This window comes from Campylobacter sp. CFSAN093224 (assembly GCF_012897395.1).
Lineage (GTDB): Bacteria > Campylobacterota > Campylobacteria > Campylobacterales > Campylobacteraceae > Campylobacter_D > Campylobacter_D jejuni.
The window spans coordinates 560,756-575,135 of record NZ_CP040607.1; the positions used below are offsets into that span (position 1 = coordinate 560,756).

Below are 14,380 nucleotides of genomic sequence, written 5' to 3' on the forward strand. Positions count from 1 at the left end.
AAACTTATAAGCTATCCATATAGCTTATATCGTAAGTATTTTTTAAGCGTTTGTGTATCGTTTCGTGCCAATTTTGAGATATGAGAGAGTTTAATTTTTCTAATTTATCTAATAAATTCGGATTTTGCTTAAGAATTTGATGCGGGGAGTAAAAAAGTTGATTGAGTTCAAATACACTAAGTGAAGTAGAATTTTTTTCTAAAATTTTAATGTTTTCATGCTTTCGTATTTGTCCAACTTGTAAAACTTTATAATACCATCCACTCAAGCCCGTTTTAAAAATTTCATGTGTAAAATTTGGATTATTGTGAATTTTAGAAATTTTTACACAAGGTTTTCTAGGTTCGCTTACTTGCAGTATTGCATTTGAAATTTGATGTATATCACCTATGCAAACATTTTGTTCACAAAGCCCATCGATGCTCAAATTTTCACCCATTGAGCCAAAATTTAGCTTTTTATTAAGAAATCTTTCCCATATAGGATAGTTTTGACAAGAGTTGGCAAAAATAGCCTTATAGTAGCCTCCATGATGAATTTTATCAGCTATTTGATCATCTAAAATACCTAGAAAATCAATTTGTATTTCTTCTAGGTAAGTATCTTTAATAAATGCGCTTTGGAAATTTTTATAGTTTTTAATTTTCCCTATTTGCAAACTTTGAATTTTCATGGTTCTATTTTTTTTAATAAATCATCAGCACTGATAAAACCCGTGATTTTTAATTTTTCTTTTCCATTTTCAAAGAAAATTAAAACAGGTGGGCCAAAAACATTAAATTCTTTCATGGTTTTAATTTGTTCATTATTATTTTCGCTTACATCAACTTTGATAAGTTTGTAATTTTGCATTTTTTGTATGATTCTTTCATCGCTAAAGGTTAATTCATCTAAAAGTTTGCAATTTTCACACCAAGATGCAGTAAAATCAAGCATTATAGGCTTTGTATTTGTTTGTATTTCTTGCTTTAATTGTTCAAAATTGTTGATATAATCATAGCTTAAAGCATGTTTTGAGGCAGATATAGTATTGAAATTTAAAGGATTTAAGAAATTTTTAGCCCCAAAAAGTCCTCCTAGGAAAATACTTAGAGAATAAGCTAAAATAAGAATTAAAATACTTTTTTTAATTTTAGAAATTATTGTAAAACTTTTTTCAAAAATTCCCATAAAAACACTAAAAAATACACCTAAAATTCCATAGGCAATTAAAATGTAATTTTCTTCAATAATTCTAGAAAGTATCCAAATAGCCATAGCCAACATAACAAAACCAAAGAAAATTTTTACTTTTTCCATCCAAAAACCAGGTTTAATAAAACCTAATCCTAAGCCTATGAAAAGCAAAGGTATACCCATGCCAAAACTCATGATAAAAAGTGCACTACCACCTAATAAAGCATTGCCTGTATTGGCTATATAAATTAAAGCACCTGCTAAAGGAGCTGCTACGCAAGGACCTACTATTAAAGCAGATAAAAATCCCATGATGGCTATACCTACAACTCCCTTCCCTTTTTCGCTTTTTTTATGTATAAAGGTTTGAAATCTTAATGGCAATTCAAAACGAAAAGCTCCAAACATAGCAAAAGCAAAAGCTATGAAAATTAGAGCAAAAAGAATTAAAATAATAGGTTTTTGTAAAATTCCTTGAATACTTGCTCCTAGAAAACTTGCTATAACTCCAGCAATAGCATAGGCTAAAGACATGAAAAAAACATAGATAAAAGAGAGAAAAAAACTATATTTTTTTGAAAATTTAGCATTACTTTTTGCTACGATAAGAGAAGATAAAATCGGAATCATAGGTAAAATACAAGGTGTTAAGGAGAGTAAAAGTCCATAGCCAAAAAAACTTAGCAAAATCCAAAAAAAGTTATCTGTTGCTAAAAAATTTGCTATAGAGCTTTCTTCAGATTCAATTTTAGTTTTTTTATCTGTTTTTTGAGCTTTGTAAGGTTTTGAAATTTCAAAAGCATCTTTTTTAGAAATGAGATCAAAGTACCAAGTTTGAGGATTATAACACAAGCCTTGTTCAGAACAGCCTTGAAATTCGAGTTTGATTAAATTTGTGGTATTTTTTGCAAAGCGCTCTAGTAATAAATTTGGCAAAGCTAAATTTAATTTTTGATAATAAACATTTTCATTACCTCTTGTAGAACTTTGAGGTAGATTAATCAAAGAACTTATATCTTTTTCGTTTATATATAATTTAAGTTTATTAGAATAAAGATAAATATCTTTTCCAAGTTCAATATCAATTGAGATAGAGTTATTATAAGAGTTTGATTTTACATTAAAAGCTTCATTTAAAGATAATATAGAAGCAAAACATAAACAAAAACTTAATAAAATAATACCAAAAATACGCATAAATTTCCTAAAAACTTATTTTTTCCTTTATTTTTAACTTCAATTATAATTTATTATGGTAAATTTACTTTAAATACTTTATAAAGGTTTGAAAATGCAAGAAAATAATTCTCCAAAAGCGCAAGCGGTTGTTAAAAAGAATGAAATTTATGTTTCTGTTAAAAGAAAGAAAAGTACAATAGAATATGAAAAAGATTTAAAGAATTTGCAAATTGAGCTTTTGAAATTTCAAAATCATGTTAAAGCCAAGGGTTTAAAGGTTCTTATACTTATAGAAGGGCGTGATGCGGCTGGAAAAGGTGGGGCGATTAAACGTTTGATTGAGCATTTAAATCCGCGTGGTTGCCGCGTTGTGGCTCTTGAAAAACCTAGTGATGTGGAAAAAACACAGTGGTATTTTCAGCGTTATATAGCACATTTGCCCTCAGCCGGTGAGATTGTGATTTTTGACAGATCTTGGTATAATCGTGCAGGAGTAGAACCGGTTATGGGTTTTTGTACACCGCAACAACATAAAGATTTTTTAAGAGAAGTGCCTTTGTTTGAAAATATGATTTCAAATAGTGATATTATTTTTTTTAAATTTTATTTTTCAGTATCAAAAGACGAGCAAAAAAAACGTTTTGAAAAACGCCGAAGCGATCCACTTAAACAATATAAATTATCTCCTGTGGATCAAAAATCGCAAGAATTATGGGATAAATATACTTTAGCTAAATACTCTATGCTTTTAGCATCTAATACTCCAACTTGTCCTTGGACTATTATTTCTTCTGATGATAAGAAAAAAGCAAGATTAAATTTATTGCGTTTTATACTTTCTAAGGTAGAATATCCAAATAAAAAAACTGGAGATTTTTCCAAAATTGATGCAAAATTAGTGCGTAGTGGAGAAGAAGAAATACGAAAAATGGAGGCGAATTTGGAAAAACTTGACAGTAAAAAAGCAGATGAGAAAATAAAAGATTTAGATTAAGGAAAAGAATGCAAAAGCTGGTTGAAAATTTAGCACTAAAGTACTATGATAAAGTAGTTGATTTAAGACATCAAATTCATATGCATCCTGAGCTTGAATTTGAAGAAGAAAATACAGCCCATTTAGTGTGTAAAATTTTAGATGAGTTTGGCATTAAATATCAAAAAAATATTGCAAAAACAGGAATTTTAGCTATTATAGAAGGAAAAAAGAAGAGTCAGAAAAAACCAAAATGTGTTCTTTTAAGAGCGGATATGGATGCTTTGCCTGTGCAAGAAAAAACTAATCTAAGCTATGCTTCAAAAATTGATGGTAAGATGCATGCATGTGGACATGATGGACATACAGCAGGGCTTTTGGGAGCTGCTTTGATATTAAATGAGCTTAAAGATGAATTTTGTGGCACGATTAAATTTATGTTTCAGCCCGCAGAAGAGGGAAGCGGTGGAGCTAAACCTATGATAGAATCAGGTGTATTGGAAAATCCTTATGTTGATGCAGTTTTTGGTTGTCATTTATGGGGGCCTTTGCTTGAAAATACTGCTCAAATTGTAAGTGGTGAAATGATGGCTGGAACGGATATTTTTGATTTGGAATTTATTGGCAGAGGAGGGCATGGAGCTCATCCGCACACTTGTATAGATCCTATAATTATGACAACGCAATTTGTAAATAATATACAAAGTGTTATTTCTAGACGTTTAGCCCCTTATGAAGCAGGGGTGATTACCGTAGGTCAAATTTGTGCAGGAACTACTTATAATGTTATTCCTACAAATGCTTATTTAAAAGGAACTGTGCGCTTTTTAAATGATAAAACGCAAGATATTTTAAAAAGTTCTTTAGAAGAAGTGGCTGCTGCTACAGCAAAATCCAATGGCGGAGATTATAAGCTTAAATATACTAAAGAATTTCCTCCATTGATTAATGATGAAAATGCTGCTTTAATAGCAAGAAAAGCTTTTGCAAAGGTCTTAGGAGAAGAAAATATCATTGTTTCTTCTAAACCTGACATGGGGGCTGAAGATTTTGCTTTTTTAACACGAGAAAGAATGGGAGCTTATGTATTTGTTGGAATTTCAAAGGATTTAAATCATCCAGCTTTGCATCATAGTTCTACTTTTTGTTGGGATGATGAAAATTTAAAAGTCTTAATGCAGGGTGATGTGATGATGGCTTTAGAATTTTTAAATTTATAAAATAGAATTAAAAATTCACAAAAAATTCACAAAAAATGAGTAAAATTTAATCTTGATTTTTCTTTAGGATTTGTTATTATGAAAAAGAAGGTTATTTTAATCATTTTAATTGCAATACTTGGAAGTGTTGGGGCTTATTTTATTTTTTTTAATAATGATGAAAAAATCAGCTATTTAACTCAAAAAATACAAAAAAAAGATATATCTCAAACCATAGAGGCAGTAGGAAAGGTATATGCCAAAGATCAAGTTGATGTGGGTGCTCAAGTTAGCGGACAAATTATAAAACTTTATGTGGATGTGGGAACTCATGTAAAGCAAGGTGATTTGATCGCTCAAATTGACAAAGATAAACAACAAAACGATTTAGATATTACAAAAGCTCAGCTTGAAAGCGCTAAGGCTAATTTAGAGAGTAAAAAAGTTGCCCTTGAGATTGCGAATAAGCAATATCAAAGAGAGCAAAAACTTTATGCAGCTAAAGCAAGTTCTCTTGAAAATTTAGAAACTCAAAAAAATAATTATTATACTTTAAAAGCTAATGTTGCAGAGCTTAATGCTCAAGTAGTTCAACTTGAAATCACTCTTAAAAATGCACAAAAAGATTTAGATTATACAACCATTACTGCTCCTATGGATGGTGTTGTGATTAATGTAGCTGTAGATGAAGGACAAACAGTTAATGCTAATCAAAACACTCCTACTATAGTCCGTATAGCTAATTTAGACGAAATGGAAGTAAGAATGGAAATAGCAGAGGCTGATGTGAGTAAGATAAAAGTAGGAACAGAGCTTGATTTTTCTTTGCTTAATGATCCTCAAAAAACTTATCATGCTAAGATTGCAAGTATAGATCCAGCTGATACTGAAGTGAGTGATTCTAGTACAAGCTCAAGCTCATCAAGTTCGAGTTCTTCAAGCTCAAGCTCATCAAATGCTATTTATTATTACGCAAAATTTTATGTAGCCAATAAAGATGATTTTTTGCGTATTGGTATGAGTATACAAAATGAAATTGTCGTAGCGAGTGCAAAGGCTGTTTTAGCAGTACCAACTTATGCAATTAAAAGCGATCCAAAAGGTTATTATGTTGAAATTTTAGAAAATCAAAAAGCTGTTAAAAAATATGTCAAACTTGGCATTAAAGATTCTATCAATACTCAAATTTTAGAAGGCGTAAATGAAAATGAAGAATTGATAGTAAGCTCAAGTGCTGATGGTTTAGCTCCTAAAATGAAGTTGAGATTTTAATGATTTTTCTTAAAAATATTTGCAAAAATATAGGCGAAAATGCCATTTTAAAAAATGTAAGTTTAAGTATAGAAAAAGGTGAATTTGTTGCTATTATAGGACAAAGTGGAAGTGGTAAAACTTCACTTTTGAATATCATAGGAACATTAGATACACCAAGTAGTGGAACTTATGTTTTTGATGAGTATGAAGTCACTAAACTTAATAATGATGAAAAAGCAAGATTAAGGCGTGAAAAAATAGGCTTTATATTTCAAAGATATAATCTTTTAAGCTTGCTGAGTGCTAAAGAAAATGTTTCTTTACCTGCAGTTTATGCGGGAAAAAATTTACAAGAAAGAAGTCAAAACGCTAAAAAACTTTTAAATGATTTAGAATTAGCTCACAAGTTAGATTCTAAGCCAAACGAATTAAGCGGAGGGCAGCAACAACGCGTTTCTATAGCAAGAGCTTTAATCAATGGCGGAGAGCTTATTTTGGCTGATGAGCCAACGGGAGCTTTGGATAGTAAAAGCGGTATTATGGTGCTTGAAATTTTACAAAAACTTAACGCGCAAGGTCATACTATAGTCTTAGTAACCCACGATCCAAAAATTGCAACACAAGCTAAAAGGGTTATAGAGATTAAAGATGGAGAAATTTTAAGCGATACTAAAAAGGAAAAAGCTCAAGAAAAACTTATTTTAAAAACAATGCCCAAAGAGAAAAAAACACTTACTTTGCTTAAAAATCAAGCCTTTGAGTGTTTTAAGATAGCTTATTCTTCCATACTTGCACACAAACTTCGTTCTGTTTTAACTATGCTTGGAATCATCATAGGCATTGCTTCTGTAGTTTGTGTTGTAGCTTTGGGATTGGGTTCTCAAGCTAAGGTGCTTGAGTCCATTGCAAGACTTGGGACAAATACTATTGAAATTCGTCCTGGAAGGGGTTTTGGGGATTTGCGTTCAGGTAAAACAAGGCTTAATTTTAGCGATTTAGAAACGCTAAGATCCCTAGAATATTTAGAAGCAGTGGATGCTCATTCAAATACTTCAGGTGTGGCAACTTATACCAATATTTCTTTAAGTGCAAGAGCTGAAGGAGTGGGGGTAAATAATTTTGCTATAGAAGGTTTAAGGATAGATGCGGGAAGAATTTTAAATAATGATGATGTAAAAAATAGTACCAATGTTGCTGTATTGGATTTTAATGCTAAAAAAAATCTTTTTCCTGATGAAAAAAGTGAAAATATTTTAGGTCGTGTGGTGCTTTTTAATTCTCAACCTTTTAAGATTATAGGAGTTTTGCAAAAAGATACAGACAAGCCTATAGAAGATAATGTAGTACGTCTTTATATACCCTATACAACACTGATGAATAAGCTTACAGGAGATAGAAATTTGCGTGAAATCATAGTTAAGGTTAAAGATGATGTGAGTTCAACTTTGGCTGAAAATGCTATTATAAGAATTTTAGAAATTAAACGCGGACAAAAGGATTTTTTTACTTTTAATTCTGACACTTTTAAGCAAGCTATTACAGCAAATAAACGCACTACAACCATACTTACCGCTTGTGTGGCTGTGATTGCTTTGATTGTTGGGGGTATAGGAGTGATGAATATCATGCTTGTTTCTGTAAGTGAAAGAACAAGAGAAATAGGCATACGCATGGCTATAGGGGCTAGAAGAGAAGATATTATGATGCAGTTTTTAATCGAAGCGGTTATGATTTGTACTATAGGGGCGATTTTAGGTGTGATTTTATCGATTTTTGTTATTTTTGCTTTTAATACTTTAAGTACAGATTTTCCTATGATTTTAAATGCCTATTCTGTGCTTTTGGGACTTTTAAGTTCTATGTTTATCGGTGTGGTTTTTGGTTTTTTCCCTGCAAGAAATGCAGCAAATTTAAATCCTATTAGTGCATTATCAAAGGAATAAAATGAAAATAATACTTAGCATTTTTTTAGCATTTTTCTTGAGCGCTTGTGGTGTAAAACTTAGCTTGCCTAAAGAAGTTGATTTAACTCAAGAACAAATGAAAGATTTAAATCTTACTTATGATTGGTATAGATCTTATGATAATGCAAAATTAAATGAATTTCTAAATTTTGTTTTATTGAATAATAGTGATATTAATATTGCTAGAAAAACTTTGCTTTCGGCTTTGGCTAGAGCTGATTTGATTGATTATGATTTATATCCGACTTTAAGTGGAAATTTGGGTTTTGGTGGAGATAAAGATTTAAATTCAGGCAAACAAAGTAAAAATTTCAATAATTCTTTAAATTTAAGCTATGAGCTTGATATTTATGGCAAATTAAGAGATAGTGCAAGTGCGAGTGAATTTAGTGCAAAAGCAAGTGCTTATGATCTTGAAAATTTAAAAATAAGTATGATCAATACAGCTTTAAATGATGTGTTTGAGCTGGCTTATTTTAACGATGTAGATAAATTGCTTCGAGCTTATCTTTCAAATTTAGAACAAATGAAAGAGCTTTATAATTATAAATACAAGCTTGGAAAAATAGAAGAATTAGATCTTTTAAACATAGAACAAAGCTTATTAAGAGCTAAACAAAATTTATTAGGCAATGATCAAAATCGTAATTTACTCATAAAAAATTTACAAGATTTATTGGCAAAGCAAGAAGGTTTTGCTTATATAGAGTATTTTAAAACTTTATCTTTAAATGATTTTAAAACCTTAAGTCCTGATTTTAATATACCTTTAAAAGCTTTAGCGTATCGTGCAGATGTGAGATCTAAACTCAATAGCTTAAAATCAGCCTTTAAGGATTATTCTTCTATGCAAAAATCTATTTTGCCTAGTATTTCTTTAGGTGGAGCATTAAGTGGGAGTGATAAAAAAATTGATGATAGTTTTAAATTTGAAATTTTAAGTGGCAATGTTAAGATTTCTTTACCTTTCTTAGATTATGGTAGAGTAAAGCAAAATATCAAAATTTCACAATTTACTTATGAGCAACTTTTAATTTCTTATGAGCAAGCCTTGCAAAGTGCGATGAATGAATTTGCATTGAATTATAAAGATTATCAAAGCGACACCTTGCTTTTGCAAAATTTGCAAAATATTAACATTAAACAAGAGCTTATCACTAAGGCGTATTATGAAAAATATATTTTAGGAAAAAGTGAATTAAAAGATTATTTGGATGCAAACAATACTTTAAATTCTACCCAGCAAGAATTTTTAAGAGCTAGATTTAATCTTTTAAAAACCATTAATTCTTACTATCAAATCACAGCTTTAAGTTTTAATGATGAAAACTTAGAATTTCTTAAGTATTAAATTTAATAATCAATGATATTTTTTAAATCCTCGAGTAACTTTTTAGCCATCAGCTCATAGCCTTTTATAGTAAGATGTACATCATTGAGCGAAAGCTTTTGTTCTATCCATTTGTTTTTTCCCCCACTATCTTGCATAAACTGATGCATATCAAAAATAAGAGTTTTTTCTTCTTTAGCAACTTCATATAATGCTTTGCGTATGGTAAAAAAATCAGGAGCAAGCTTGTAGTTTTTACCTTGTTTTTGAACTACAGTTGGTGGAGAGATTAGCATGATAACAGCGTTTTTATTGTAAGTTTTTAAAATACTAATCCATTTTTTTAAATTATTTTTGAATTTTTGTTTTTCAAACCCTTTAAAGAGTGCATCATTAGAACCATAGGCAAGAATAATTAAATCATTGTGTAAAAGTCCTAGTTCTTTTTTTACAACTGTTTGATTCCAAGAGAGCCATAAATCACTTTTGGCACCATTGATTGCAATGGTATCTAAGAAAACATTATTATCTTTATTTGTGATGAAATATCCTCCTAGCTCAGCATCTTTTTGTAAGGCTGAAATTTGCAAAGGAAGATCAAGTTCTAGTTCTTTATAAGACCATTTGTTAATTTGTGTAGTTCTTAACTCATAGCTTTGATTTTTTGCATCTTTGATGCTAAAAGCATTGGTATTTTGTTTGGCTTTAAATAAAAATCCTATCTTGAATTTTTTTTTATCTAAGGTTGTATCAAGGTTGATTTTTGCGCCTTTGATTTTTGCTTTGGCTATTATCCCACCTAATGGAAAATTATGTCCAGCATTAGCAGGATTTCTTGAGTTTAAAATTTCAAAGTTTTTATAAGAATAAACAAGATTAAGATTTTGTTGATATTTGGGCTGTAAAGGATAGGCAAAACCTATAGAGTTAGAGCGGATTAAATATCCTCTTATGACACGCGGAAAGAAATCAGCCGCCATATGAGAATCTCCATAAATTCTAATTCCTATGTTTTGATTTTTTTCTAATTTTTTTTCTAGATTTTTAAGATCTTTTTTTAATACATAACTTGTTAAAGCAGAGTGATTTTTGTTTTGATTGAGTATGGAATCTATTGTGTCATTTGTATTTAAATTTTGTGCATAAGAGCTAGTAAAAATAATAAAAAACAATAAGATAATTTTAAATTTATTTACTAGCATTTTCTTCCTTAAGTTTTATGTGTTCTAATAAAAGTTTAGACATTTCTCTTGCACCACTTGGAGTAAAATGAACCCCATCATCTGTTCTTACTTTTATACTTCTATTGTTTTCATCTTTTATATAAGCTGAGTATTCATCATTGACACTAAAAAATAGCTTAGTGTTGATAAAAATTTCTTTATTTTTAAGAATTTCATCGCTGTAAATTTTATTGAGCACTTGTATTTTTTTGTTCAAATCTTCTTTTTTTACAGGAGGGATTTCAAACCAAAAAACTTTGGCTTTATGTTTTTTAGCGATTTTAATGATTTCATCTACACGACTTGTGTAAATATCTATCCAAGAAGGGGAGCCAAAACGATGGTAATTTCCTCCTTTTTTAATATCCCAAGGATCATTAGCGCCAAGAAGAACAACAAGATATTTAATATTTGAGTTTTTAATAAAAGCTTCATTGGTGGCTTTTGACCAGTCAAAATAGGATTTATAAGAAAGGCCTGTATTTTGTTTACTAAGATCGGTTGCCTTAAGATTTAAATTTCTTAAATCTCTATTTAAGGCTATTGCAACACCTTGCATTAAAGAATCTCCGATAAATAAAAACTCATCTCCATTTTGTAGCTCTAATTTGGTATTGTCGATAAAACTAATATTTGCATCTTGGATTAAGGTTAGATTTGTTTCTTTATGAGAAGTGTTTTCATCATTTTCTAAAGTGTTTAGAACTTTATCTATTTTACTTAAGTTTTCATCTATTGATTTATTTTCTTGATTTGTAGTTTCTTCATTAGTTTGAGGCAAGGGTTCGTTGCTTAAAATTGCACGAATTTGTTCTAATTTAATTTTGAAGCCATTGGCTTCTTTTAAAAGATCATTATGAGGATAGAATGCAAAGTGATATTTTTGTTCTATATAAGAGCTAATACTCTGATTCATAACTACAACAACCAAGCCAAGCACTATAATCAAAATAAAGAAAAATCTAACCACACTCATCTAAAAACTCGAATAAATAAAATCAGGAATTCCATCTGGCATAAAAGCAAAAACCAAAAGTAAAATAAAAGCTATGATAAAAGGTTTTAGTAAAAATGGAGTAAGATTTAAAATCTTAATGCAATATTCTTTAAAATTAATAAATAAAGGATAGATCATAAAAAGAACCCCAAAAGCAACCAACATATAAATATCATTATAGGATGGAATTTGGAAGAAATTATAATAACAAGCTTTAAAATATTCTATTGCATCTTCTAGATTTTTGCTATAATAAAAGAAAATCCAAGTAAAACATACAAATTGAAAGGTTAAAAATCTTCCTAAAGCTGGAATTTTTTGTAAACTAAATTTGCTTAAAGTTAGCAAATGTAGAAAAACTATGCCAATACCATGCAATAAACCCCAAACAATAAAAGCAAGTGTATTGCCATGCCACATACCTGAAAGTATAAAAGCGATGAGTATATTAGCTACAGTGCGTGGTATTCCTTTTCTATTGCCCCCTAAAGGTATATAGATATAATCTCTTATAAAGGTTGAAAGACTGATATGCCATCTAGCCCAAAAATCTTTTAGGTTTTTTGCAAGATAAGGCATGTTAAAGTTAGGCGGAAGGGTAAAACCTAACATTAAAGCAAAAGCACAAACTAAATCAACATATCCGCTAAAATCGCAGTATATTTGAATTGCATAGGCGTAAATTGCGCTTAAAAGTTGTATGAAATTATAAGATTGTGGAAAGTCTAAAATACTTTTAGCATAAATTCCAAGGTAATTGGCTATTAAAACTTTTTTAACTATACCAAAAACAAGCAAGATGATGATTAAATTTGCATGTTTAAATTCGCGTTTTTGATAGGCCTGTTCAAAGAAAAAAGAACTTCGCATAATGGGCCCTGAAAGTAGTGTTGGAAAAAATGATAAGAAGGTTGCTAAATTTAAAAAACTTTCTAAACGGCGTTTTTGATAAACTTCTACAAGATAAGTAATAGAAGTAAAGGTATAAAAACTAATTCCTATTGGTAATACTAAATCAATATTTAAAAATTCTAAACCGAAAAAATTTAATATCTCATCAACACTTCCTTTGATACTAGGAAAGTATTTAAAAAAACATAAATTTAAAATAATAAAAGCCATGCAAGTAGCGAAAATATAACGCTTGCGACGCACAAAAATTAGCAAGGCAAAATAGTGTATAAAAAAGGTATATATAAATAAAACCAAGGCGAAATAAGGATTGATTAAAATATAAATAATATAAGAGAAAATTAAAATTAAAATATTTTGTATTTTATAATTATTTTTAAAAGTCCAATAAATAGCAAAAAAAGCTATCATTAAAATACTAAATTCTAGAGAAAAATAAGTCATACCTTCAATCCAAAGCGAGATTTGCCCATAGTAGGGCAAAGATTATTTTTTTCTGCTTAATGCAATATTTTTGATGTATTGATCAGCTAAATAAAGTCCATTTCCGTGTTCTCCGATTAACTTAATCTTGTCAACTATACCGCGGAAAAGTGCTTCTTCTTCGTGTTGTTCGCTTACATACCACTGTAAGAAATTAAAAGTAGAATAGTCTTTATGTGTTAGCATGTGTTCAACTAAAGTATTGATTGATTTTGTGATAAATTGCTCGTGTTCATAGGTTTTTTCAAAAACATCAAGTAAAGATTTGAAATTTTGTTCAGGCTGTTTTACTTCTTGAAGCTCTACATGAGAATCTGTTTCATTAAGATAAGTGATAAGCTTTTTAGCATGATCGCTTTCTTCGCTTGCATGTGCAAACAAGAAGGCTCCAGCTCCATCAAGACTGTTTTCATAGCACCAAGAACTCATACTAAGATATAAGTTTGCCGCATACATTTCTTTGTTTATTTGTTCATTGAGTAATTTTACAACTTCTTTAGAAAGCATTCTTATCTCCTTATTAAAATTTAAAATGTTTTATAATGATATATTATTTTTTTAAAAACAAGCTAAATTTTTTGATAGTTAAAAATTATATTTAAGAAAAATACAAAATAAAAAATGTTTCCAAAATGTTTCCAAGTTTTTTTAAACTTCCATTGCTTTTTTAAAGTTAAGGAGAAAAAATGAAAAAAATTCTATCTTTAAGTGTGGCAAGTCTTGCACTTTGTGGTGCTTTAAATGCAGTAGATTTAAAAATCGCAGGTTCATCGACTGTGTATCCTTTTACTTCTTTTGTAGCTGAAGAATATGCTTCGATCAAAAATACAAAAACTCCTATAGTAGAGAGCTTGGGAACAGGGGGTGGATTTAAGGTATTTTGTGAAGGAACTACTGATATTTCTAATGCTTCAAGACCTATGAAATTAAGCGAATTTGAAACTTGCAAAAAAGCAGGGGTAACTGATATAGTAGGGATGATGATAGGTTATGATGGTATAGTTTTAGCTCAAAATAAAACCAATGCTCCATTAAATATCACAAAAAAAGAACTTTTCTTAGCATTGGCAAAAGAAATTCCACAAAATGGAAAACTTATACCAAATCCTTATACAAACTGGAATCAAATCAATAAAAATTTACCAAATCGTAAAATTAGTGTTTATGGTCCACCATCAAGTTCAGGAACAAGAGATACTATAGAAGAGCTTGTAATGAGTGATGTGTCTAAAAAAATTCCTGAGTATAAAGGCGAGTATAAAACCATACGCCAAGATGGTGCTTATATCCCAAGTGGTGAAAATGATAATCTAATCGTTTCAAAACTTACTATTGATAAGGATGCTTTTGGAATTTTTGGTTATAGCTTTTTAGTGAGCAATTCAGACAAAATCAATGCTGCTAATATAGATGGTGTTACGCCAAGCGAAGAAAGCATCGCAGATGAAAAATACGAACTTGCAAGAAGTTTGTTTATTTATATCAATGCTAAGAAAAATCCAAAAGAAGCCTTTGATTTTGCAAAAATTTATATGAGTGATGATTTGGCAAAAAGTGGTGGAGAGCTTGAAAAAATAGGACTTGTTCCTTTGAGTGATGATAAATTAAAAGCTTCTCAAAAACACGTAGAAGATAGAAAAATTTTAAATGATGAGCTTGTAAAAGCTGGAAAAGTTTTTTAAGGAAAAAC

Annotated in this window: 12 protein-coding genes; 6 read left to right on the forward strand and 6 right to left on the reverse strand. The window is 29.8% G+C overall.

The window, feature by feature from the left end:
• Window positions 1–4: 4 nt before the first annotated feature.
• Together FBF11_RS02980 and FBF11_RS02985 are read right to left on the reverse strand one after the other, a co-directional pair.
• Window positions 5–673 (reverse strand): MOSC domain-containing protein, encoded by a 669-nt coding sequence (locus FBF11_RS02980; RefSeq protein WP_002874219.1) that lies wholly within the window; start codon window positions 671–673, stop codon window positions 5–7.
• Window positions 670–2,373 (reverse strand): protein-disulfide reductase DsbD, encoded by a 1,704-nt coding sequence (locus tag FBF11_RS02985; protein WP_002852245.1) that lies wholly within the window; start codon window positions 2,371–2,373, stop codon window positions 670–672. Before FBF11_RS02985 ends, FBF11_RS02980 begins: the two co-directional genes overlap by 4 nt.
• A gap of 94 nt (window positions 2,374–2,467) precedes the next feature.
• On the opposite strand from FBF11_RS02985, the gene ppk2 reads away from it, so the two are divergent.
• The 5 genes from ppk2 to FBF11_RS03010 all read left to right on the forward strand — a co-directional run bounded on the left by ppk2 (window position 2,468) and on the right by FBF11_RS03010 (window position 9,096).
• Window positions 2,468–3,349: a polyphosphate kinase 2 gene (gene ppk2, locus FBF11_RS02990; RefSeq protein WP_002852184.1), complete on the forward strand. Its 882-nt coding sequence runs from the start codon at window positions 2,468–2,470 to the stop codon at window positions 3,347–3,349.
• Between the two features lie 8 nt (window positions 3,350–3,357).
• Complete coding sequence (locus tag FBF11_RS02995; protein ID WP_002873786.1) at window positions 3,358–4,548, forward strand: M20 family metallopeptidase; 1,191 nt, start codon at window positions 3,358–3,360, stop codon at window positions 4,546–4,548.
• A 78-nt stretch (window positions 4,549–4,626) separates the two neighbouring features.
• The gene (locus tag FBF11_RS03000) at window positions 4,627–5,799 is read left to right on the forward strand and encodes an efflux RND transporter periplasmic adaptor subunit (RefSeq protein ID WP_002874220.1); all 1,173 of its coding nucleotides are present in this window, start codon (window positions 4,627–4,629) and stop codon (window positions 5,797–5,799) included.
• Window positions 5,799–7,724 carry an ABC transporter permease gene (locus FBF11_RS03005; RefSeq protein WP_057096856.1) on the forward strand — a complete coding sequence of 642 codons (1,926 nt, stop codon included), beginning with the start codon at window positions 5,799–5,801 and terminating at the stop codon, window positions 7,722–7,724. Before FBF11_RS03000 ends, FBF11_RS03005 begins: the two co-directional genes overlap by 1 nt.
• 1 nt (window position 7,725) lies before the next feature.
• Window positions 7,726–9,096 carry a TolC family protein gene (locus FBF11_RS03010; protein ID WP_052799945.1) on the forward strand — a complete coding sequence of 457 codons (1,371 nt, stop codon included), beginning with the start codon at window positions 7,726–7,728 and terminating at the stop codon, window positions 9,094–9,096.
• A gap of 2 nt (window positions 9,097–9,098) precedes the next feature.
• Here FBF11_RS03010 and FBF11_RS03015 read toward each other — a convergent pair whose 3' ends face one another.
• Genes FBF11_RS03015 through ctf form a run of 4 tightly spaced genes read right to left on the reverse strand, consistent with a single transcriptional unit; the run spans window position 9,099 to window position 13,197 of the window.
• Entirely contained in the window at window positions 9,099–10,277 is a 1,179-nt protein-coding gene (locus FBF11_RS03015; RefSeq protein ID WP_002858547.1) for an SGNH/GDSL hydrolase family protein, read from the reverse strand.
• The gene (locus tag FBF11_RS03020; protein WP_057096855.1) at window positions 10,264–11,274 is read right to left on the reverse strand and encodes a GDSL-type esterase/lipase family protein; all 1,011 of its coding nucleotides are present in this window, start codon (window positions 11,272–11,274) and stop codon (window positions 10,264–10,266) included. Before FBF11_RS03020 ends, FBF11_RS03015 begins: the two co-directional genes overlap by 14 nt.
• Window positions 11,275–12,651: an MBOAT family protein gene (locus FBF11_RS03025; protein ID WP_002874225.1), complete on the reverse strand. Its 1,377-nt coding sequence runs from the start codon at window positions 12,649–12,651 to the stop codon at window positions 11,275–11,277. It lies immediately after the preceding gene.
• A gap of 42 nt (window positions 12,652–12,693) precedes the next feature.
• Window positions 12,694–13,197, reverse strand: a complete 504-nt coding sequence (gene ctf, locus FBF11_RS03030) for a non-heme ferritin (protein ID WP_002852256.1) — start codon at window positions 13,195–13,197, stop codon at window positions 12,694–12,696.
• A 179-nt stretch (window positions 13,198–13,376) separates the two neighbouring features.
• Here ctf and FBF11_RS03035 point away from each other — a divergent pair, with 179 nt between their 5' ends.
• Window positions 13,377–14,372, forward strand: a complete 996-nt coding sequence (locus FBF11_RS03035) for a substrate-binding domain-containing protein (RefSeq protein WP_002892318.1) — start codon at window positions 13,377–13,379, stop codon at window positions 14,370–14,372.
• The last annotated feature ends 8 nt before the right edge of the window (window positions 14,373–14,380 follow it).

Excerpts from the sequence above, each read along its gene's own strand:
- FBF11_RS02980 (WP_002874219.1), bottom strand. The coding sequence starts at position 673 with ATGAAAATTCAAAGTTTGCAAATAGGGAAAATTAAAAACTATAAAAAT.
- FBF11_RS02985 (WP_002852245.1), bottom strand. The coding sequence starts at position 2,373 with ATGCGTATTTTTGGTATTATTTTATTAAGTTTTTGTTTATGTTTTGCT.
- ppk2 (WP_002852184.1), top strand. The coding sequence starts at position 2,468 with ATGCAAGAAAATAATTCTCCAAAAGCGCAAGCGGTTGTTAAAAAGAAT.
- FBF11_RS02995 (WP_002873786.1), top strand. The coding sequence starts at position 3,358 with ATGCAAAAGCTGGTTGAAAATTTAGCACTAAAGTACTATGATAAAGTA.
- FBF11_RS03000 (WP_002874220.1), top strand. The coding sequence starts at position 4,627 with ATGAAAAAGAAGGTTATTTTAATCATTTTAATTGCAATACTTGGAAGT.
- FBF11_RS03005 (WP_057096856.1), top strand. The coding sequence starts at position 5,799 with ATGATTTTTCTTAAAAATATTTGCAAAAATATAGGCGAAAATGCCATT.
- FBF11_RS03010 (WP_052799945.1), top strand. The coding sequence starts at position 7,726 with ATGAAAATAATACTTAGCATTTTTTTAGCATTTTTCTTGAGCGCTTGT.
- FBF11_RS03015 (WP_002858547.1), bottom strand. The coding sequence starts at position 10,277 with ATGCTAGTAAATAAATTTAAAATTATCTTATTGTTTTTTATTATTTTT.
- FBF11_RS03020 (WP_057096855.1), bottom strand. The coding sequence starts at position 11,274 with ATGAGTGTGGTTAGATTTTTCTTTATTTTGATTATAGTGCTTGGCTTG.
- FBF11_RS03025 (WP_002874225.1), bottom strand. The coding sequence starts at position 12,651 with ATGACTTATTTTTCTCTAGAATTTAGTATTTTAATGATAGCTTTTTTT.
- ctf (WP_002852256.1), bottom strand. The coding sequence starts at position 13,197 with ATGCTTTCTAAAGAAGTTGTAAAATTACTCAATGAACAAATAAACAAA.
- FBF11_RS03035 (WP_002892318.1), top strand. The coding sequence starts at position 13,377 with ATGAAAAAAATTCTATCTTTAAGTGTGGCAAGTCTTGCACTTTGTGGT.